Annotated in this window: 7 protein-coding genes; all 7 read right to left on the bottom strand. The window is 76.7% G+C overall.

The window, feature by feature from the left end; translation table 11 throughout:
- Nucleotides 1-41 precede the first annotated feature (41 nt).
- From ADL15_RS34005 to ADL15_RS33975, 7 genes are read right to left on the bottom strand one after another with little or no spacing between them, the layout of a single operon-like run.
- Entirely contained in the window at nucleotides 42-1,925 is a 1,884-nt protein-coding gene (locus ADL15_RS34005) for a hypothetical protein (protein WP_067699704.1), read from the bottom strand.
- Nucleotides 1,922-5,518: a DUF5682 family protein gene (locus tag ADL15_RS34000; protein ID WP_067699703.1), complete on the bottom strand. Its 3,597-nt coding sequence runs from the start codon at nucleotides 5,516-5,518 to the stop codon at nucleotides 1,922-1,924. The genes ADL15_RS34005 and ADL15_RS34000 overlap by 4 nt, the downstream gene beginning before the upstream one ends.
- Complete coding sequence (locus ADL15_RS33995; protein ID WP_067699699.1) at nucleotides 5,511-6,680, bottom strand: ATP-binding protein; 1,170 nt, start codon at nucleotides 6,678-6,680, stop codon at nucleotides 5,511-5,513. The genes ADL15_RS34000 and ADL15_RS33995 overlap by 8 nt, the downstream gene beginning before the upstream one ends.
- Nucleotides 6,677-11,344 (bottom strand): hypothetical protein, encoded by a 4,668-nt coding sequence (locus tag ADL15_RS33990; RefSeq protein ID WP_067699698.1) that lies wholly within the window; start codon nucleotides 11,342-11,344, stop codon nucleotides 6,677-6,679. Before ADL15_RS33990 ends, ADL15_RS33995 begins: the two co-directional genes overlap by 4 nt.
- Nucleotides 11,341-16,074: a hypothetical protein gene (locus ADL15_RS56625; RefSeq protein WP_067699695.1), complete on the bottom strand. Its 4,734-nt coding sequence runs from the start codon at nucleotides 16,072-16,074 to the stop codon at nucleotides 11,341-11,343. Before ADL15_RS56625 ends, ADL15_RS33990 begins: the two co-directional genes overlap by 4 nt.
- Entirely contained in the window at nucleotides 16,071-20,735 is a 4,665-nt protein-coding gene (locus ADL15_RS33980; RefSeq protein WP_067699693.1) for a hypothetical protein, read from the bottom strand. The genes ADL15_RS56625 and ADL15_RS33980 overlap by 4 nt, the downstream gene beginning before the upstream one ends.
- Nucleotides 20,732-21,574: a DUF4132 domain-containing protein gene (locus ADL15_RS33975; RefSeq protein ID WP_232344727.1), complete on the bottom strand. Its 843-nt coding sequence runs from the start codon at nucleotides 21,572-21,574 to the stop codon at nucleotides 20,732-20,734. Before ADL15_RS33975 ends, ADL15_RS33980 begins: the two co-directional genes overlap by 4 nt.
- Nucleotides 21,575-21,673: the final 99 nt, after the last annotated feature.

Below are 21,673 nucleotides of genomic sequence, written 5' to 3'. Positions count from 1 at the left end.
CGCGCAGCGCGCCGAAACTTCACACGGTGGGTTGGTGCGGGTCAGGGCGGCGGCGCTTCGGGCGCCGGGGCGGACCAGGCCTGCCGGGTGGTCGCCCGGGTCGCGGCCTGCTCGTAGACCGCCGCGGTGAGCCAGGCCCGCGCCAGCCGGTCCGCGTCGTGCGGGTCGAGGCGGCCGAAGACGTCCCGGGTACGCCGGACCCCGGCCGCGGCGAGCCCGGTGAGCACCGCGCTCGCCGTGCCGAGATGGGCGTCGGCGAGCCGGCGCGCGTCGGCGTCCACCCCGGAGAGCAGGGCCGAGCGGCCCGCCGAGGCGACCCGTTCCACCTGGTGACGCAGCAGGTGGAGCGGGGGTGCGGCGGGTGCGGGGCTCGGCGTGGGGTCGAGGACGGGCCGGCCGGCGACGGTGTGGAAGGTGGCGCCGGGGGAGAGGAAGTTGCCCCGGGCACGGACGGTCTCGGCCACGTCGGCGCGGGTGAGCGGGGTGGCGCCGAGATCGACATGGCCGCCGTGCCCGCCGTGCCCGGTGTTGCCGCCGTGCGCGGTGTCGCCGGTCGCTCCGGCCTGGAGCCATCGCGCGGAGAAGGCCAGACCGTCCACCTGGCGCGGGCCGGTGAAGCGGCCGACCAGCCGGATGCGCCGGCCGGTGGCGTGGATGCCGAGGACCCGCAGGTTGGTGACGTAGGGCAGCGCGGGGTCCTCGTGCGGCGCGGAGACGACGACGGTGAGCGGCGGGGCGGCGTCGGGCCGGTCGAGGGTGAGCAGGAGGCCGCGGCGGTCGGTGCCGAGGACGGTGCCGTCCAGGAAGGCCAGGTCGTGAGCGGCGGGCCGGGCGTGCGCGGGCAGCACGGTGCCCGCCAGCCAGCGGTCCACCTGCTCGGCGAGTGAGGGCTGCCAGAGGGCGTCGAGCGGCGGGTCGAACCAGCCCGCGCCGGGCGCGGCCACCGCCTGCCGGGCGCGTCCGTGGCTGAGCCGGCCGACGGTCGACGCGTGCGCGTTGATCGCGCGCAGGCCGGCCCGGGACAGGGCGTGATGACTGAGCCGGACCTCACCGAGGTCGACCGAGGCGCGGGTCGCCGACCCGGTGGCCGCCCGGTCGGACGGCTTGACGTCGGAGACCACCCAGAGGCGCCCGGTGGGATCGGCCAGGTAGGTCACCGCGCCGGCGTGCCCGGTGGCGGCGCGGATCGGTTCGCAGAACAGTCCGTAGAGGCGCAGGTCGCCGACCGGCTCGTAGTCGCGCCGGGCCACCCCGGCCACGGTGCCGTCGCCGGCCGCCAGCCGGTGGCAGGCGGCGAGGAGTTCCCGCAGGTCGTCGGCGAGGTCGGCGAGCCGGAACGCGGGTTCCGCCCGGCGCCCGGCCCGCAGGTGCTCGACGACCCGGATCGCGGCCGCCGCGGGTCCGTGCAGGCCGGTCGCGCGCGCCTGGTGCACGGCGCGCAGCAGATCGGCCTGTGCGACCGCTCCGGCACCGGCGATGCCGTTGGCCAGGATCGTGGCCGCTACCACCCAGAGCCCTTGTGCCGCGTCGGCTTGCGCCGCGCTGACTTCGGGGCCGCCGGGCTGTGGCTGGTCCGGGGGTGCCGTGCCGGTCCGCGCGGGGTCGCTGTCGGAGGCGGGATCGTCGGTGGGCGCGGGGGGATCGTCACCGCCGGCGCGGATCGGGGCGGCGCTCAGGACCGCGGTCCGGTGCAGGCAGCGGGGTGCCAGCAGGCAACTGCAGACGGCGTCCGCCGGGTCGGTGACGGGGACGGTCAGCACGACGTACACCTGATCGTCGGGACGGACCGTGACCCGATCGCCCGCCGTCTCCACCGGCCAGCCCCGGGCCTGGGTGACCGCCTCGTCGAGCCGTTTGCGCAGGCGAGCGGGGAGGGCCGCGACCGCCTCGGCGGTGACCGCGGGATCGACCGGTGGCAGACTCATCGAACCTTGTCTCCGATCCATCCGGCCAGCTCGGCCGGGCTCAGTGCGGCGACCGGCATGCCCGCGCCGACCAGTTGGGACGCGACGCCGGTGCTGTACCGCGGGCGGCCCCGGTCGTCGAGACTGGCGCAGCCGAGCAGCGTCACCCCGTCGTCGACCAGGGCCCGGGCCGCGCCGACCAGGTCACCGACCGAGTACCCCTCCTCGAAGTCACTGATCGTGACGACCAGCGTGCGGCTCGGCACCAGCGTGATCTGCCGGGCGTAGCGCAGCCCGGCGGCGATGTGCGTGCCACCGCCGACCCGGATCTCCAGCAGCAGCGAGAGCGGATCGGTGACCCGGTCGGTGAGGTCGATGACCTCGGTGGAGAACGTCACGAAGTGGGTCCGCAGAGCGGGCACCCCGGCCAGCACGGAAGCGGTCAGCGCCGCCCAGATCGTCGACGCCTCCATCGAGCCGGAGACGTCGACGAGCAGGATGACCTGCCAGTCGACGCTGCGCCGGCCCGGGCTGCGGAACACCGGCCGCTCCGGGAGCAGCTGCGGCCGCCCGGTCGCGTCGCGGCGCACGGTGTGCAGATTCTGGCGTACGGTCGCGGCCAGGTCGAGGCGGCCGGTCGGGCGGCGGGTCGGCCGGGGCGTGCCCAGGCCGGTCAGCGCCGGGCGGATCCGCCGGGCCAGCTGCGCGGTGAGCTCGGCGGTGAGCCGGGCGACCAGCGGCCGCAGCCGGGCCAGGCGCGCCTCGGGCAGGCCGCCGGCCATCGACAGCACCGCGTGCAGCAGGTCGATCGAGGGCCGCACCCGGTCCGGGTCCGCGGCCAGGACCGCGTCGAGGCGTCCGCGTTCCGCGGCCCGGGCCAGGACCTCATCTCGTACGGACGTGCCGAACAGCGCCTCCAGATCGGTGAGCCAGTCCCGGATCTCGGGGTAGGCCGCCTCCCGCCCCGCGCCGCTGCCGTCCACGGTGTAGGCACCCTCGCCGCGCCCGGTGCCGTAGAGCTCGTCGAGCGCCGTGGCCATCCGGCGCTGTCTCGGGGACAGTTTCTCGTGCTCCCGGCCGAGCAGCAGCCGCCAGCGCTGCCCGGGCGAAATCCCGTCCGTCGTGACATCCGGGCGCGGCTCACCCGGCTCAGGCGCGGCGGCGGCTGAGGCCGGCGGTAACCCGGGGCGGTGGGTGGCCGGGGCCGTGGTGGGGGCGGCCGGGTCCGGCCCGAAGGCGGCCGAGGCCGCAGCCGGAGCCGCCGGGGCCGGGGCTGCGGTGGGGGTGAGGCCCAGCGCTCGCAGGGCGGTCAGACCGGCCCGGTCGGCGGCGATCCAGCCGGCCACCGTGGCCGCGTCGGTGGGCAGGTGTTCGTCGACCGTGCCGTGGCGTTCGCCGACCGTGCGCAGCAGGCGGTCCCGATCGGCCGGGCTCAGCGCGTCGAACCCGCCACGCAACGCCGGGAGACGCTTGACGAAGTCGTCGTCCGGCATCCGGTCAACGGTGTCCATCAGCGGCGTCAGGAACTCGCCCCCGGACTGCAGCAGCGCGCCGGCGACACTGAGCGCCCCGCGCAGCCGATCGGTCGCCCCGGCATCCGGCAGGTCGGCCCAGGACGCCAGCCGGACGCCGAACGCCTCCGGCGAATCGTGCCCGAGCAGCACGCCGACCGCGATCGCGGCCCCGGACATCAGCGGTGTGCCGTTCCGGGCCAGGCCGTGGATCGCCCGGCCCAGCCGGAGCCGCCGCCCGGCCTCGTCAGCGGCCTGGACCAGGTCCGGCAACGCCCGGGCATCCTCGAGCCGCGTCGACCCGGCGAGCCCGCCGACCGCCGCGACCGCCGCGGCGTGCAGCTCGTCCCGGGCCGCCCCGAGCCCGTCAGGGGCCGCGGCCGGATCGGAGGCCGAGGAGGAGAGGGCGGCGGGCTCCGCAGGCGCGGCGGGGAGGCCGGGGATGTGGCCGCGCTCGATGCGGTTGATCAAGTGCAGGGCGCTGATGATCTGCTGGACGCCGCCGCCGTGGCAGACCGCCTGCCGGACGTCGCCGAGCCGCTCGCCGGCCAGTCCCGGCAGCCCGCAGACCGCGGCCTGCTCCAGACCCGCCAGGGCCTGCTCCGCGGTCGGGCCGCCGGCCTGCTGCTCCCGGCGGCGGCGGGCGGCGAGCATCCCCTCCGCGGCCTGGGCCAGGGTGACCCCGTGCAGGCCGGCCAGGCCCAGCGCCGCGTCCACGGCCGGGGTCCACTCCACCCGCCAGGTGGTGGTCAGCGTCTCGCCGCCGGAGACCGGCCCGGCCGTGCCCGGGTCACCGTAGGGAGCGCCGCACGCGGCCAGCCGACGGATGATCAGCTCACGGGCGCGGTCGGTGGGGGAGCGCAGCGGGTCGAGCCGGATCCGCTCGCCGGGGCGGCCCGGACCGGGCAGCTTCCGCGCGGCGATCTCCCCCTCGACCGCCGGCCGCAGCCCGGTGACCGGGACGCCGCCGGGCAGCCGGCCGCGCCGCCGTCCGATCAGCACCTCGTCCATGGCCCGCGCGACACCCCGCCCGGTACCGGCCGGCGCGCCCTGCGCGAGCACTGTCTGCAGGGCTTCGACGAGTTCGCCACGGCCGGGGGCGGGCAACCGGCGCAGCCCGGCGAGGTCCGCGGCCAGCCGGGTCACCTCGGCCGCCTCGCCCGGCCCGGCCGGCTGGCCCTGTGCCCGCAGCGCCCGGGTCACCTCGACGGCGAACCGGTCGGCCGCGGCCCGCACCCGGTCCGGCTCGGCGCCACCCTCGAGGACCGCCTGCTGCCAGCGCGGGTCCCGGATACCGGCCGGATAACCGGACCGGGCGTCCAGCAGGTCGAACGTGTACGGAACCAGCGAGATCACCGGCTGATCCCGCCCACCCGGGCGCGGCGCGAGTAAAGAACCTGCCGGGTCCGGCGCGGCGAGGGGCCCCATCGACGTGCCGTCGAGCAGCGCCGGCGCGTGGAATGCTCCGACCACGGCGGAGACCGGCCCCGCCACATCGGCGAGGCACCGGCGCATCCAGGCTTCGCGGCGCAGGTCGAGCGGCTCCACGCCGTACCGTGAAGTGTCCTGCCGCAGTGCCCACCCGGCCGCGAGAGCGGCCCGCCGGACCGCTTCCGGCGGACTGCCCGGCGCCTCCGCCTCGATCCATCGGTCCCAGAGATCGTCCCCGGCGCGTCCGGACATCGTGGCGTGCACGGTCTCGCGAAGCCCCGGCCCGTCGGCGACAGGCATCGAAGCGGATCGCTCGGACTCCCAGGCCGGATCGGTCAGCGGGAGATCCGCGCAGATCACCGGCACCTCGTGGCGGCGCGCCCAGCGGACCGCGGCCAGCTCCGGGCTGAAGTCGGCGAACGGGTAGAACGCCAGCGGCCGGTCCTCACCGGCGGCCGCGAGGGCGACCGGCGCGACGGTGTCCGGATCGGACAGCCAGTGGACCCACGGCTGCATCTCGGCGGGCAGCTCGACCAGCACCGTCGCCGGCCGGAACGCGTCGAGCAGCGCGGGGATCGCCGCGGCCAGCACCGGCGAGTGGTGCCGCACCCCGATCAGCTGCACCCGGGCGTCCCCGGCGAGCCGGTCGACGGCGGCGCGCGGGTCAGTCACGGAGCACGTCCCGGTGCTCCCACAGCTGCCGCCACATCCGGCCACCGGCCTCGGCGCGCCGCCGCAGCGCACCGTCCCAGTACGCCAGCAACCGCTCCGCGTCCGCCGGGTCGTCCTTGCGGACCACCCCGAGCAGGTGCCCGGGCAGCAGCGACAGCGGATCCGGCCCCGGCAGGTACGCCGCGGACAGCCCGATCGACGCCGCCACCGCCACCGCCTCGGCGGTGCTCATCACCGACGACGGCCGTTCCACCTCCCAGCCTTCCGCGCTGATCCCGTTCCGCAGGTCCCGGAACGCGGTCACCAGCGTCTCCAGCACCGCCTCGTCCACCTCGAAGGCCGCCCCGCCGCGCTCCACCGACGCCCGGGCCTGCCGGGTGACCAGCGCGACCTCGGCGTCCAGGTCGGCGATCGGCGGGACCACCTCGAAGTTGAACCGCCGTTTCAGCGCGGCCGACATCTCGGACACCCCGCGGTCGCGCAGGTTGGCCGTCGCGATCAGGCAGAACCCGGGTACGGCATACCCGACCGCCCCGTCCTGCCCGGCCAGCTCGGGCACGCTGATCCGGCGCTCCGACATGATCGACACGAGGGCGTCCTGCACCTCGGGCAGGCAGCGGGTGATCTCCTCGACCCGGGCGACCGCGCCGGTGGTCATCGCGGTCAGGATCGGCGACGCCACCAGGGATTCCGGCGACGGGCCCTGTGCCAGCAGCAGCGCGTAGTTCCAGCCGTACCGGAGCTGGTCCTCGGTGGTGCCGGCGGTGCCCTGCACGGCCAGGGCGCTGGTCCCGCAGATCGCCGCGGCGAGCAGCTCGGAGAGCATCGACTTGGCCGTGCCCGGCTCACCGACCAGCAGCAGCCCGCGTTCGCCGGCCAGGGTGACCACGCAGCGTTCGACGAGCGCGCGCTCACCGACGAACTTCGGCTCGATCACCCGCTTGCCGCCCGGGCCGTCGAGGAGCGCGCCGCCGGAGCCGCCGATGAAGGTGACCACCGCCCGGGGCGTGAGCCGCCAGCCGGGCGGCCGGGCCCCGGTGTCGGCGGCGGCGAGGAAGGCCAGCTCGTCGGCGAACCGATGCTCGGGCGGGTCGATCTGCCGGGCGGCGGCCGGATCGGCCTCGGGGGCGGCGGCCGGTGCGGTCGGGCGCGTCGTGGTCACAGCTTCTCCTGCAGGTCGTGGTAGCGGGGCACGTCACCGGCGGTGATCCTGGCCCAGGCGGCGGCGAACAGCTGCGGCAGCGGCAGCGTGACGAACTGCCGCCCGCTCAGGTGCAGGTAGAGCGGCAGTTTCCAGGTCTCGACCGGCAGCCGCGGCACCCGGGCCGGTGTCCAGCCGCCGGGCAGGAACACCGGCCGGGCGGCCCGCTCCCGCTTCGCCGCCACCAGCAGACCGTTGTCGGTCAGGACCGTCTGCGCCTTGCGCAGCGCGGCGACGTTCCAGCCGTTCCATTTCTGTACGGCCTTGTCCGTCGGATCCGGCAGCGCGAGCACCTGGAGGTAATACGTGGCCGCCGCCCTGTCCACCCCGAGCCGCGCACCGGCCGCGTCGACCAGCTCCGGTGCCGCGACCCGGGGGTCGTGTGGATCCCCGCCGGCGCCGGCCGGGGCGGCGACCACCCGGTCCAGCCACCCGCCGAGCACCACCCGCAGGCTGCTCGCGGTGTCGTCGTCGATCAGGCCGAGCACCGGATCGTCCGGCCCGGACAGCAGCGCCGGTACGACGTGGTGGCGCACCGTCCCGCCGTAGGTGCAGCCGTCGACCAGCGCGGGCCCGGCCGCCGGGCGGGCGGTCGCCTCGTGCTCGCCGGTCCCGACCGCCAGGTGCGGGTGGCGCAGCCGTTCGCGGATCAGTCGCAACGCCTCGGGCAGCCCGGCCCGCAGCGGATCGTCCCAGGTCAGTCCGTAGGCCAGCCAGGGCAGCGCGGCCGCCGCGGCGTGCAGGTAACCCTCGTCGAACGGCACCCCGGTGGCGGCCCGGGTCTGCAGCGACCACCCGCCGCGCTCGGTCCGGCCGTCGGTGCTCAGCCAGTCACCCGGGCCGGGCCCGGCGATCGCCTGCAGCACCGCCGCGGCCCGCTCCCGGTCGGTGATCCGGGCCAGCTCGGCGACCAGGTCCTCGGGCACCGGCGTCCGCCGGCCGCGGATCCGGATCCACACCTCGGCGACCGCGGGCACGTCCGGCCCGTGGGTCCAGAGAGCGGCCGGGTCGGCGGGCATCGCCGCGTCGAGCAGCGCGACCCGCTGCGGCGGGGTCAGCTCGCGCAGCGCGGCCTGCCCCACCTTCGCGTGTGCCGAGGTCAGGCCGAGCACCGTGCGCTGCCCGGCGGTGAGGAAGTTCGCCTCCCACGAGGCGATCCCGGGCAGCCCGGCCAGCAGCAGGATCGCCTCGGCCCGGGTCATCCCGGTCGCCGCGGCGAGGGCCTCGGCCGCCTCCGGCCGCCACGGCGCCGGCCCGTGCTCGGCGAGCAGCGCGCCGAACGTGCGCAGCCGCTCGCCGGAGAGCCGGCCGCCGGCCCGCAGCTCCTCCTCGAGGGTCATGCCGGCGGGCGGATCGAACGGGGTGAGCTGCACCCCGGCGTGGGTGACCGTCCGGTCCTTGCCGTAGTACTGCTGCTCGCCCGGCAGCAGCACGGTGTGCCGCGAGTTCGGGTGGGCCGGGGCCTTGTCCGGGTGGGACAGGTACAGCACACGCAGCGGCGCGCCGCCGTCGAGCGGGGTGCCGGCCACCGTGGCCAGGAACGCGGCGAGCGCCCGCCGGCCGTCGTCGCCGGTCACCGGGGACGCCGCACGCAGGGCCACCGCGCCCGGCCCGGCCAGCAGCGGCAACCAGACCGGCTCGACCGCGCGCAACGGCACCGGCTCGTCGCCGCCGAGCGTGGCCGCGACCGCGCCGACCTGGGCCAGGATGTCGTGGCGGCCCTCCCTCCCGGTTCCGTACCCGTGGTGGGTCTGGTGACTGAAGCCGCACAGGCCGCGCCACGCCTCCTCCAGCACGTCGTCGGCGACGGCCGGCGCCGGGCCGGCCGCCGCCGGCACGGCGTCCAGGTGCTGCGGGATCTCGGTGATCCGCCGCCGCAGCCGGACCGCCCGGGCGACCACCTCGACGATCCGGTCCCGCAGCACCTCGTCGGTGACCGCCGGCAGGTGCGCCGCGAGGTTCGCCGCCACGGCCGCCTTGACCTGCGCGGTGCCGGTCACCGCGCCGTCCACGATGAGCAACGCGGCCGCGGTCGCCTCGTCCAGCTCGCGCAGCGCCGCCGACCCGGCCTCGTCGCGGGCCCGCAGCCCGTGCCACCAGGCCAGCGGCGGCAGCGTGCTGGTCCCGTCCGGCTGCTCGGCCAGCAGGTGCTCGCCGTCCGCGGTCCAGATCTGCAGGCGTCCGCGGGAGTGGCCGTCGGTCCGGGTGATCGGCAGCGGGACGGTCGCGCCCGGGAGCAGCACCGCGGCGCTGAGCCGGGACGACCCGCTGTCCCGGTCGAACCGGCTCAGGGTGCGCTGCGGCAGCGTGACCCGGCGGCCGTCGACGCTCTCGCCGGCCTGGTCGCCGTCCGCGGTGATCTCGGCGCGCCAGCCGACCAGGCCGTCGCGGCGGCCCAGCGGCGACCCGGCGAACGCCGCCGGGGCCGGCCGCAGCTGGCAGACCTGCTCCACCAGGCGGTGGCCGTCCGGGGCGCCGGTGAAGAACGTGGGCATGCTGATCCGGCCGTACTGACCGGTGCGGGGGTCGAACTCGCGCCACCGCCAGCCGTGCTCCGGTGACGGCTCGCAGAGCCAGAGCGCCTGCCCGTCGGTGGCCAGCGGGTACGCCGTCCCGGGACCGACCCGGTCACCGGGGTGCACCGGCCGGGTGCCGGTGGTGACCCCGCCGCCCGGCAGGGGCAGTTGCAGCGCGGCCACGCCCCAGGCCACCGGGTGGACCCGCAGGTCGTCGTCGAACACGTCGGCCGGGTGCGACGACCAGTACGCGTCCCGCCCGTCCCAGTTCCACCCGGCCACCAGCAGGTCACCGTCGACGAGCCGGCAGCTGACGTCCTGGTAGGTGGCGCCCGGCAGCCGGAACACGTGCTCGGTGACCCGGTCGCCGGGTGCGATGACGTGCGCGGAGAGGTGATCGTGCACGACCAGGTCGGGCCAGGCGTCGCCGAAGCTGACCCGCAGCTTCTGTTTGGCCGCCGCCTCGTACGCCGGCCAGCTCAGCTCCACCGGCAGCCCGGCCCGCAGCGTCCGGCGCACCACGCCCGGCACGTCCACGGCCAGCAGCCGGCGGAACCCGTCCGGGACGAGGGCCATCCCGGCCGGCGACCAGAGCGGCGCCAGCGAGGTCAGGTCGAAGTCGAGGCTGGCGACGGTGCCCTGCCCGGCCCGGACGGTCTGCTCGGTGAGCTCCTCCACCAGCAGGTCGCGGACCCCGGGCGCGCCGAACGCGACGGTCAGGGTCTCGGCCGGCAGCGCCGGGCCGGTGAGCGAGTCGCCGGAGCGGGCCCGGCTGACGGCGGTCCGGACACTGCGCCGCAGCAGCGGGCGCCAGACCGGGTCGGCGGCGATCGCGGCCAGGTCCCGGCGGCCCGGCCCGGTGTCGGACACCCACGACTCGAGCGGCAGGTGGTCGCCGGCCTGCTCGCCGCAGCGGACCGGCACCCCGCCGGCCAGGCACAGGTCGAGCAGGTCCAGCTCGGCCGACCACGGCCGGGACGCGATCGTCAGGCCACCCTCGGCGACCAGCCGCGGCAGCATCCGCTCGACCAGCGCGATCAGCCGGGCGCTGCGGCCGGTGATCCGCCCCGCCTCCCGGCCGGCCAGGAACCGTTCCAGCCAGCGGCTCGCCGTGCCGTCCGGTGACTCCGGCGGGATCAGCTCGCCGGTCGCGCCGGCCGCGTCGAGCAGTTCCAGCCACTGGTCGGTCATGTCGGTGTCGTAGCCGGGCGGCTCCGGGACGAGCTGCCGCAGCCGGTCGCGGACCGCGGCGTCCCGCTTGCCGAGCCGGACCAGGCTCTTCCGGTACGCCTTCCACACCGACGGGTGCGCCCGGACCGTCGCCGGGAACACCAGCAGCTGCCCGGCCACCGCGTCGGCCTCCGCCTCGGCGTCCAGCCCGGCGGCCTTCGCCAGCCGGGCCAGGTCGGCGGCCATCGAGGCGTGCGGCGCCAGCCCACCGGCGACCCGCCGCACCGCGAGCGACCGCACCAGGTGGTACGCCTCGGCCGCGGACCGCCGGTCGGTCACCCCGCGGGCGTACGCGGTCAGCATCGCCGCGGTCAGCGCCCCGCCGAACGCGAACTCCAGGTGCACGTCGCGCACCCGGTCCTCGTCGATGACCAGCCCGTGCACCTGTTCGGCGCGGCGGGCCCCGGTGAAACACGTCCCGGCCATCCGCGGGTTGCCGGCGTCGAGGAACGCCCGCCCGGCCTGTTCCCAGAACGTCGGCAGGAACTGTGGCGCGGCCGCGCCGAGCCGGTCGGCCAGCGCGTGGTAGCCGTCCACCGCGAGGCCCGGTTTGCTGCGCGCCGTCCGGGCCAGCTTCTCGATGTCCTTCACCAGCGCCAGGGCGTGCCGCCCGTTGGCCGGATCGTGGACGAGGGCCCACGCCGGGAAGCCCAGCGCCTGCGCCCGCGCGTGCCCGACCGGGACCGGGTCGCCGGCCGTGAACCCGAGGAACTCCATGGTCAGGTCCTCGGCCGGGCCGAGGGTCGCGCCGACCAGCCGGACCACGGTCCGCCCGGGCAGCACCGGGTGCCGATAGGACCGGGCGGTCACCGTGTCCAGCCCGGGCTCCCCGGCCGGACCGGTCAGGATCGCTCCCGCCGCCAGCAGCGCCTCGCTCACCGGGTCTCCTTCAGATCGTGGTAGCGGGGCAGGTCACCGTCGGTGACCCGGCCCCAGGCCGTGGCGAACAGGCGTGGCACGGACATCGGCGGCGCCATCGCCACCGTCCCGTCCACTTCGTACAGCGGTTGTTTCCAGGTCTCCATCGGCGCGACCGGCGCCCGGGCCGGCTGCCAGCCGCCGGGCAGGAAGACCGGCCGTCCGGCGCGCTCCCGCTTGGCGGCCACCACCAGACCGCTGTCGGTCAAGGCCGCCTGTGCCTTGCGCAGGACCGCGGGTTTCCAGCCGTTCCATTTCTGTACGGCCTTGTCCACCGGGTCCCGCAGCGCCAGCAGTTGCAGGTAGTACGCCGCGGCGTCGAGGTCCAGCCCGTGCCGGTCCCGCACCTGCGCGACCAGGCCGGGCACGCTCACCCGCGGGTCGTGCGGGTCACCGGTGGCCCCGGCCGGGGTGCTCACCACGTCGTCCATCCACGCGGACAGCAGCATCCGCAGCGGGCTCGCGACGAACGCGCCGATCAGACCGAGCGCCGGGTCGTCCGGGCCGTCGAGCCGCGCCGTCGCCAGGTGGTGCACCGCGTAGCGGCCCCAGCTCTCGCCGGGGACCAGCGGCAGGCCGGGATCCGGCTCGTCCTCCGGCGGATGGTTCCACGCGCCGATCAGCAGGTGCGGGTTCCGCAGCCGCTCGCGGACCAGGCGCAGCGCCTCCGGCAGCGCGGCCCGGATCGGGTCGTCCCAGGTGAGGTGATAGCCCAGCCAGAACAGCGCGGTCGCGGCGGCCAGCAGGTGCGGCACGTCGAACGGCTCCCCCTCGCCGGCCTCGGTCCGGATGCTCCCGTGGCTCGCCGGGGTGCTGCGGCCGTCGGTGGTCAGCCAGTCGCCGGCGGCCGGCGCGGCGATCGCCTGGAGCGTGCCCGCGGCCCGGGACGCGTCCATCACCTTGCCCAGCTCGGCGACGAGGTCGTCCGGCACGACCGCCCGCCGTCCGCGCAGCGCGATCCACCGCTCGGCGATCGCCGCCACGTCCGGCCCGAGCTCCCAGAGGTCGCCCGGTTCGGCAGGCATCGCCGCGTCGAGGAGCGCGATCCGTTCCGTGAAGCTCAGGTCGCTCAGGCCGGCCCGCGCCACCTTGGCGTGCGCCGCGGAGACGCCGAGCAGGGCGCGCTGCTCGGCGCCGAGGAAGTTCGCCTCCCACCGGGCCACCCCGGGCAGCCCGCCGAGCAGCATCGCCGCCTCGGCGCGGGCCATCCCGGTCGCCGCGGCGAGGGCGTCGGCCGCCTCCGGCCGCCACGGCGCCGGCCCGCGCTCGGCGAGCAGCGTCAGGAACGTGCGCAGGCGGTCGCCGGCGAGCCGGCCGCCCGGCGGGGCGTCGGCCCGCAGGAACAGGCCGTCCGGCAGGGTGAACACGCCGTCCGGCGCGGCCTGCAGCGCCTGACGCCGCCACTGCGCGCCCTGGCGGAGGGCGTAGCCGCGGCCGGGCGGGAAGAGCACGGTGAGCTGCTCGCCGTCCCGGTGCACCTCGACCGGCTCGGCGACCATCCGCTCCTGGACCACCTCGATGACCCGCAACGGCACACCGCTGCCGTCCAGCGGCGTCCCGGCGATCAGGGTGAGCAGACCGGCCAGGGCGGCCCGGTCGGCGTCCGGGGTCACCGGGGACGCCGCGCGCAGGGCGACCGCGCCCAGCCCGGTGAGCAGGGCCGTCCACTGCCCGCCGAGCGCCGGGACCCCCTCCGGTCCGGCTGCCCCCGGCGCGGCCAGCAGCGCGCCGACCCGCTGGATCTGCTCCGCGATCTGGCTCTGCTCGGCGGTCGAGCCGGAGTAGTACGCGCTGTCCGAACCGCACAGCCCGTCCCAGGCCTGCCGCAGCGCGCGGTCGGTGAGCTCCGGCGGTCGCCGGGTGGCCACCGGCTGCTCGCCCAGGTGCTGCGGGACGGTGGCGATCCGCCGGCCCAGCAGCACCGTGCGGGCCACCACCTCGGCGATCCGCTGCCGCAGCGTGGTGTCGGTGACCTCGGGCAGGTGGGCCAGCACGGTCGCGGTGGCCGCCGCGGCGAGCGCGTTCGTGCCGGTCACCGTGGCGTCCACGGCGAGCAGTGCGGCCGCGGTCGCCGGGTCGAGGCGGCGCAGCGCGGCCGACCCGGCCTGGTCGCGGGCCCGCATCGCGTGCCACCACTCCAGCGGCGGCAGCGCCGGGGTGACGTCCGGCTGGACGGTCAGCGGGTGCTCGCCGTCGGCGGTCCAGATCCGCAGGTCACCCACCGGATAGCCGCGGAGCCGGGTGACCGGCAGCGGCGCCGTCGCGCCGGGCAGCAGCACCGCGGCGACAAGCGTCTCGCCGTGGTCCCCGCGGTCGTGGTGCTCCTGGCGGGGGCGCGGCATGACGACCTCGCGGCCGTCGATGCCGGTGCCGATCAGCACGCCCGCGCCGGTGGCGGTCACCCGCCAGCCGGCCATCCCGTCCCGGACGCCGAGCGGGGAGCCCGCGAACGCCACCGGGACCGGCCGCAACCGGCACGCATGCGCAACCAGCCAGCTGTCCCCCGCGGCTCCGCTGTCGGTCTCGGCGGCGGTGAAGAACGCCGGCACGCTGAGCCGGCCACCCTCGCCGGTGTGCGGGTCGAACTCCCGCCACCTCCACGCCCAGGTCCGCTCGGCGGCCTGGTGCCACTCGCACCGCCAGAACGCCTGCCCGTCGGTGGCCACCGGATAGGCGTCCCCGGGCACCCGCGCGTCCCCGGCGTGCAGCGGCCGCGACCCGGCGGTCAGGCCCCCGCCCGGGATCGGCAGCGGCTCGCCCAGCGTCGTCCAGCCCGGCGACGCGATCCGCCAGGCCCCCGGCCGCACCTCGTCCGGCCGTGACGACCAGTAGTGCGCGTGGTGGCCCTCGCTGGAATACCAGCTCACCACCAGCTCGCCGTCCACCAGCGCGCAGTTGACGCCGGCGTGGTGCACGGGGGCGCCGGCCGGGAGCCGGAACACGTGCTCGGTGGTCGTCCCGTCCGGCGCGAGGACCAGCGCGGTCTGCTCGTCGTGCAGCACCAGCTCGGGCCACGACGTCCCGGCCCGCACGGTCCGCAGCCGCGCCGTGGCCCGCTCGTACGCCGGCCAGCTCAGCTCGGTGATCAATCCGGCCCGCAGCGACCGGGCCAGCACCGCCGGCAGGTCGACCGCGAGCAGGCCGCCGAACGCCTCCGGGGCGAACGCCATACCGGTCGCCGACCACAGCGCGCCCAGCTCGGTCAGGGTGTGATCGAGCCCGGTGACGGTGCCCGCGCCGGCCCGCCCGGCCAGCTCGGCGAGCAGGTCGGCCAGCACGTCGCGCACGCCGGCCGCGTCGAACATCTGCTGCAGTGCCGCGTCGGACAGCGGTGGCGCGGTCAGCGAGTTCTCCCCGCCGCGCCGGGCGAACAGCCGCCGGGCACTCCCGCCCAGCATCGGGCGCAGGGCCGGGTCGGCGGCGATCGCGGTCAGATCCCGCCGGCCCGGTCCGGTGTCCCGGGCCCAGGAGAGCAGGTCGAAGCGGGAGGCGGTGTGCTGGTTGCCGACCGTGGCCGGCACGCCGAGGGCCAGGCAGAGGTCGAGGACGTCGAGGTCGGTGCTCCACGGGCCGGGCGCGATCTGCACGCCGCCCTCGGCGATCAGCCGCGGCGCGAGCCGCTCGACCAGCGCCAGCAGCCGTTCGCTGCGCCGGCCCCGGCGCCGGCCGTGCAGGAACCGTTCCAGCCAGCGACCGGCCGGGCCGCCCGCTCCGGAGGCCAGGTCGGCGCTCGCCCCGGTGGCGTCGAGCAACTCCACCCAGTCGTCGGTGAACTCGGTGCGGTGCCCCGGCGGGTCCGGCACGATCGCCAGCAGCCGGGCGCGGACCGCGTCGTCCCGCTTGCCGAGCCGGACCAGGCTCTTCCGGTACGCCTTCCACACCGACGGGTGCGCCCGGGCCGCCGCCGGGTAGGTCGGCAGCAGCGCGGCCACCGCGTCGGCCTCCGCCTCGGCGTCCAGCCCGGCGGCCTTCGCCAGCCGGTTCAGATCGGTCGCCAGGCCGGCCTGCGGCGCCAGCCCACCCGCGATCCGCCGCAGGCTCAGCGTCTTGACCAGCTCGTACGCCTCCGCCGCCGGATGCCGCCCGACCACCTCGCGCGAGTAGGCGGTGAGCATGGCCGCGGTCAGCGCCCCGCCGAACGCGAACTCCAGGTGCACGTCGCGCACCCGTTCCTCGTCGACGACCAGCCCGTGCACCTGCTCGGCGCGGCGCGCGTCGGTGAAGCAGGTCCCGGCCATCCGCGGGTTGCCGGCCTCGAGGAACGCCCGACCGGCCTGCTCCCAGAACGTCGGCAGGAACTGCGGTGCCGCGCCGCCGAGCCGCTGGGCCAGGGCCGCGTAGCCGTCGCGGGCGTTGCCGGGCTTGCCGCGGGCCGTCCTGGCCAGCCGTTCCATGTCCTTGACCAGGGCGAGCGCGTGCCGGCCGTTGGCCGGGTCGTGCACCAGCGCCCACGCGGGGAAGCCCAGCGCCTGCCGCCGCCCGTGGCCCACCTCGGTGACACCGGCCGCCGCGAAGCCGAGGAACTCCATGCTCAGGTCCTCGGCCGGGCCGACGGTCGCGCCGACCAGCCGGACCACCGTGCGGCCGTCGAGCGCCGGGTGCCGATAGGCCCGCGCGGTCATCGTGTCCGGCCCGGGCTCCGGGGCCGGTCCGGCCAGGATCGCTCCGGCCGCCAGCAGTGCCTCGCTCACCGGGTCTCCTCCAGGTCGTGGTAGCGGGGCAGGTCACCGTCGGTGACCCGGGCCCAGGCCGTGCCGAACAGCCCGGGCAGCGACCGGATCACCAGCCGGGCCTGCCACATCTGCGTGTACATCGGGAGTTTCCAGGTCTCCACCGGGAGCCGCGGCGACGTGTCCGGGTGCCATCCGCCGGGCAGGAACACCGGCCGCCCGGCGCGTTCCCGTTTCGCGGTCACCACCAGACCGCTGTCGATCAGGGCCGCCTGCACCGTGCGCAGGGCCGCGGGTTTCCAGCCGTTCCATTTCTGTACGGCCTTGTCCGCCGGGTCCGGCAACGCGAGCAGCTGGAGGTAGTACGTGGCGGCGTCGGCGTCCAGCCCGTGCCGCGCCTGCACCTGTGCGACCAGGCCGGGCACGCTGACCCGAGGGTCGTGCGGATCCCCGGTGGCGCCGTCCGGGGTGCTCAGCGCCTCGTCGATCTCCGGGGACAGCAGGATCCGCAGCGCGGTCGCGGTGGCGTCGTCGACGAACCCGATCGCCGGGTCGTCCGGGCCGGTCAGGTGCGCCGGGACGAGGTGCAGGACCACGTGGGTGTTGTAGGTGACGCCGTCGACGACGGCCGGTCCGGCGTCGGGCCGGGTGCTCGCCCGGTGCATCATGGACCCGACCAGCAGATGCGGGTTGCGCAGTCGTTCCCGGATCAGGCGCAGCGCCTCGGGCAGCGTGCCCCGCAGCGGATCGTCCCAGCTCAGCGAATACGCCAGCCAGGGCAGGACGATGGCCGTCAGGTGCAGGTGCTCCTCGGTGAACGGCACACCCCGCTCGGCCTCCGTGACGATCCAGTGGTTGCCGCGCGGGACGCACCGGCCGTCGGTGTTCAGCCAGTCGTCGGGGCCGGGCCCGGCGATCGCCTGCAGCACGGTGGACGCCCGCGACGCGTTGACCAGCCGGGCCACCTCGCCGACGAGCTGCTCCGGCACGGCCACCCGGCGGCCGCGCAGCGCGATCCACGCCGCCGCGATCGAGGCCACGTCCGGTCCGCGTTCCCAGAGGTCCACCGGGTCGGCGGGCATCGCCGCGTCGAGCAGCGCCACCCGCTCGGTCATGCTCAGCTTCTGCAGCGTGGTCCGGGCGATCCGGGCGGGCGGCTGGGCGACGCCGATCGCGGCGCGCTGCTGCGTGGTCAGATACGTCGCCCGCCACGTGGCGATGTCGGGCAGCCCGGCGAGCAGGAGCACCGCCTCGGCCCGGCCCATCCCGGTCGCCTCGGCCAGGGCGTCGGCCGCTTCCGGCCGCCACGGCGCCGGCCCGCGCTCGGCGAGCAGGGTCAGGAACGTGCGCAGGCGGTCACCGGCGAGCCGGCCGCTGGGCCGGGCCGACGCGCGGTCGAACAGGGCCGGCCCGGACGGCAGCGCGAACACCCCGTCCGGCGCCGCCTGGATCGCCCGGTGATTCCAGCGGTTGGGTATCTGCAGACGGTGGAAACCGTTCGGGGCGAAGAGGACGAGGGTCCGCCCACCGTCGCGGTACACGTCGACGGTGCCGTCGAGCCGGGCCTCCTGGACCACCTCCAGCAGGCGGATCGGCGGGCCGCTGCCGTCCAGGGGTGTGCCGGCGATCGTGCCGAGCAGGGCGCTCAGCGCGGCCCGGTCGTCGTCGCCGGTGGCCGGTGAGGCGGCCCGCAGCGCCAGGGCGCCGAGGCCGGCCAGCAGCGGCACCCACTCCGCGGGCGCGGTCGGCAGCGGGACGGCGGGGTCCGGCGCGCCGGCGAGCAGGGCGCCGGCTCCGGCCACCTGCTCCAGGAACTGGTGGTCGGGGGCCGTGGACCGGTAGTCGTTCCCGGAGTCGCACAGCCCGGCCCAGGCGGCGCGCAGCGCGTCGTCGGCGACCAGCGGCACCCGCGACGCCCGCTCCGGCTGCCGGCCGAGCAGCGCGGTGACCTCGGCGAGCCGGCGGCGCAGCCGGACCGCGAGGGTGACCACCCCGGCGATCCGGTCGCGCAGCGTGGCGTCGGTGATCGCGGGCAGGTGGGCCGCGAGGTTCGCGGTCGCCGCCGCGTGCAGCTCGGCCGGGCCGGTCACCGTGTCGGCGACGGTGAGCAGGGCGGCCGCGGTGGCGTCGTCGACGACCCGCAGCGCGGCGGAGCCGGCCTCGTCCCGGGTCCGCAGCGCGTGCCACCAGTCCAGCGGCGGCAGGGTGGCGCTGGGCAGGGACTCGGTGGCCAGCAGGTGCTCGCCGTCGGCGGTCCAGAGCCGGACACCGTGGTGTCCGGAAGTGATCGGCAGCGGCGCGGCCGTGCCGGGCAGGGACACCGCGCCGATCGGCCAGTCGCCGGAGTGCTGCCCGAGCAGGGTCACCTGGCGGCCGTCGATGCCGGTGCCGGTGAGGACCCCCTCGGAGGTCCGGGTCAGCCGCCAGCCGGCCAGCCCGTCCCGCCGGCCCAGCGGTGTGCCGTCGAACGCGGCCAGCAGCGGCCGCAGCGAGCTCTCGTAAACCATCAGCTCGTCGCCGGCCGCGGCGAAGAACGCCGGCCGGCTGATCCGCCCGGCCTGGCCGGTCCGCGGGTCGAACTCCCGCCACTGCCAGCCCCGGGCCCCGGACTGCTGCTCACGACGCCAGTACGTGGTGCCGTCCGAGGCCACCGCGTAGCCGGAGTTTATCGCGATCCGGGCGTCCCCGGCGTGCACCGGTTGCTGTCCGGTGGTCAGCCCGCCGCCCGGCAGCGGCAGCGGCAGGCCGTACTGGAGCTGCCACTCGCCCTCGATCACCTCGTCGGGGTGCGACGACCAGTACCCGGCCTGGCCGTCGTCGGTGCTCCAGCACACCAGCAGCTCGCCGTCGGCGGCCAGGCAGGAGGTGCGCGACCAGCGGCCGGGCGCGTGCCGGTGCCCGGCCGACGGGATCCGGAACACGTGCTCGGTGACCCGGCCGTCCGGGCTGATCACCTGGGCCGTCCGCTGGTCGTGCAGCACCAGGTCGGGCCAGGACACGCCCTGCTCGAGGCGCTCCAGCCGGGCCGCGGCCCGCTCGTACGCCGGCCAGGTCAGCTCCGCGGGCGACCCGGCGCGCAGCGTGCGGCCGAGCACCGCCGCCACGTCGACGGCCGGCAGCCGACCGAACGCATCAGGGGCGAGCGCGACGCCGGCCGCCGACCAGAGCGGGCCGAGCGTGATCAGGTTGGCCTCGAGCCCGGCCACGCCGCCGGCGCCGGCCCGCCCGGCGAGGTCGCCGATCAGCTCGACCAGCACCTCCCGGACGCCGGCCGGGCTGAACCGCTCGGTCAGCATCGGGGCCGGCAGCGGCGGATCGGCGAGGCCGTCGTCGCCGCGGAACGAGGCGAGCAGCCGGCGGACGCCCCGGCGCAGCAGCGGCCGTAGCTCCGGGTCGGCGGCGACCGCGGCCAGGTCGCGGCGGCCCGCGCCGGCGTCGTCCGCCCAGGCCCGGATGTGGAACCCGTGCGCGTCGGCCGGGCCGACCCGGACGGGCACGCCACCGGCCCGCAGCACGTCGACCAGGTCCACGTCGGCCTGCCACGGGTCGGTGGCGACGGTCACCCCGCCCTCGGCGATCAGCCGCCGGGTCATCCGGCCGGCCAGGTCGAGCAGCCCGGCGTGGCGGCGCCCGGCCCGATGATGCAGGTGGATCGCCAGGAACCGGGCCAGCCAGCGCGCGGCCGAGACGCCGGAGACGGCGGGGGAGGTCAGGTCGGCGGCCGCGCCGGTGGCGTCGAGCAGCTCCAGCCACTGGTCACGGATGTCGGTGTCCCACCCCGGCGGGTCCGGGACGATCTCCAGCAGCCGGGCGCGGACGGCGGCGTCGCGCTTGCCGAGCCGGACCAGGTTCTTCCGGTACGCCTTCCACACCGCCGGGTGGGCGCGGGCCGTCGCCGGGTAGGTCAGGGTCAGCGCCACGACCGTGTCGGCCTCCACCTCGGCGTCCAGCCCGGCGGCCTTCGCCAGCCGGGCCAGGTCGGCCGCCATCGACGCGTGCGGCGCCAGCCCGCCCGCGACCCGCTGCAGTGCCAGGGACCGGACCAGCTGGTACGCCTCGGCCGGGGTCCGCCGGGTGACCACCTCGCGCGAATACGCCGTGAGCATGGCCGCGGTCAGCGCCCCGCCGAACGCGAACTCCAGGTGCACGTCGCGGAGCCGGTCCTCGTCGACGGTCAGCCCGTGCACCTGCTCGGCGCGGCGGGCGTCGGTGAAGCAGGTCCCGGCCATCCGCTGGTTGTCGACGGCCAGGAACGCGCGCCCGGCCTGCTCCCAGAACGTCGGCAGGAACTGCGGTGCGGCGTCGCCGAGCCGCTGGGCCAGGGCGAGATAGCCGTCGCGGGCGTTGCCGGGTTTGTTGCGCGCGGTCCGGGCCAGCTTCTCCATGTCCTTGACCATGGCGAGCGCGTGCCGCCCGTTGGCCGGGTCGTGCACCAGCGCCCAGGCCGGGAAGCCCAGCGCGTGCCGCCGGCCGTGCCCGACCTCGGTGACCCCGGCCGCCTGGAAGCCGAGGAACTCCATGCTCAGGTCCTCGGCCGGGCCGACGGTCGCGCCGGTCAGCCGGACCACGGTGCGGCCGTCCAGCGCCGGGTGCCGATAGGCGCGGGCGGTCATCGTGTCGAGGGTGGCGTCAGTGGACCGGCCGGGCAGGATCGCGCCGGCCTCGAGCAGTGTCGTGCTCATCGCTCGGACTGCTCCTCGTCGACGACCCGGCCGGCGTGCAGGGTGGCGGCCATCCGCAGGCCCTCGGACCAGGCCACCGGCGGCACGTCGGCGGGCTCCAGTCGCTGCCCGGCCGCGTCGGCGAAGGACAGGTCGGAGGTCTCGGTCTCATACCCCGGGTCGCCCTCGCCGATCCACACCGAGGCGACAACGGTCCGGCCGTCCTCCCAGATCCGGCAGACCGCGGTGCCGCCCTGCACGCGATATCCCGCGGCGGAGGCCCGGGACTGCACGTGGCGCAGCTCCTTGAACTTCGCGCCGGAGTAGCGGGCCAGCTCGCGCCGCTGCTCGGCCGGCTCGGCCGGCCGGTGCCAGACCTCGCGGAACAGCTGCAGGGTGCCCTGCTCGACGCCGAGGTCGGAGGCGAACTCGCGGAGGTCGTCGAGGTCGGGGAGCCGGACCGGGTGCGGGATCGCGACCCGCTCCGCGGTGATCCGGGTGGACTCGCCGTCGAGGTCGACGACGCCGAGGCCCTTGGCCTCCTCGGCGTCGCGCAGCAGCCCGGCGCCGGCGACATCCCACGCGCCGTCGGCGCCGACCGGCACGACCACCAGGTCGCGCAGCACGGCCCGCCACGACTCGTCGGCCCAGACCTGGGCGATGACCGCGACCGGCACCGGCAACGAGCGGATCATCCACCGCTCGACCTCGGTCCGGCACGTCGTCTCGTGCCGGGTCAGCCACTCGACGAGCTGCCGGAGGCCGAGCACCGCCTCGTGGTCCTTGAGTGCCTTGGGCAGGCTTTTCAGCCGCTTGCCCTGTGCCGTGCGCGCGACCACCTTGCCCTGGTCGACGCTCACTTCATACCCGGCACCTGCCGACACCCAGCCCATGACCCACCCTCTCGCCGAAACGTGAGGCGGATTGTGCCAGTGGGCACCGACATTTTTAGGGGATCC

The sequence above is a fragment of the Actinoplanes awajinensis subsp. mycoplanecinus genome (assembly GCF_001509495.1).
GTDB lineage: Bacteria > Actinomycetota > Actinomycetes > Mycobacteriales > Micromonosporaceae > Actinoplanes > Actinoplanes palleronii.
This window is presented reverse-complemented; position numbering and strand designations above follow the sequence as displayed.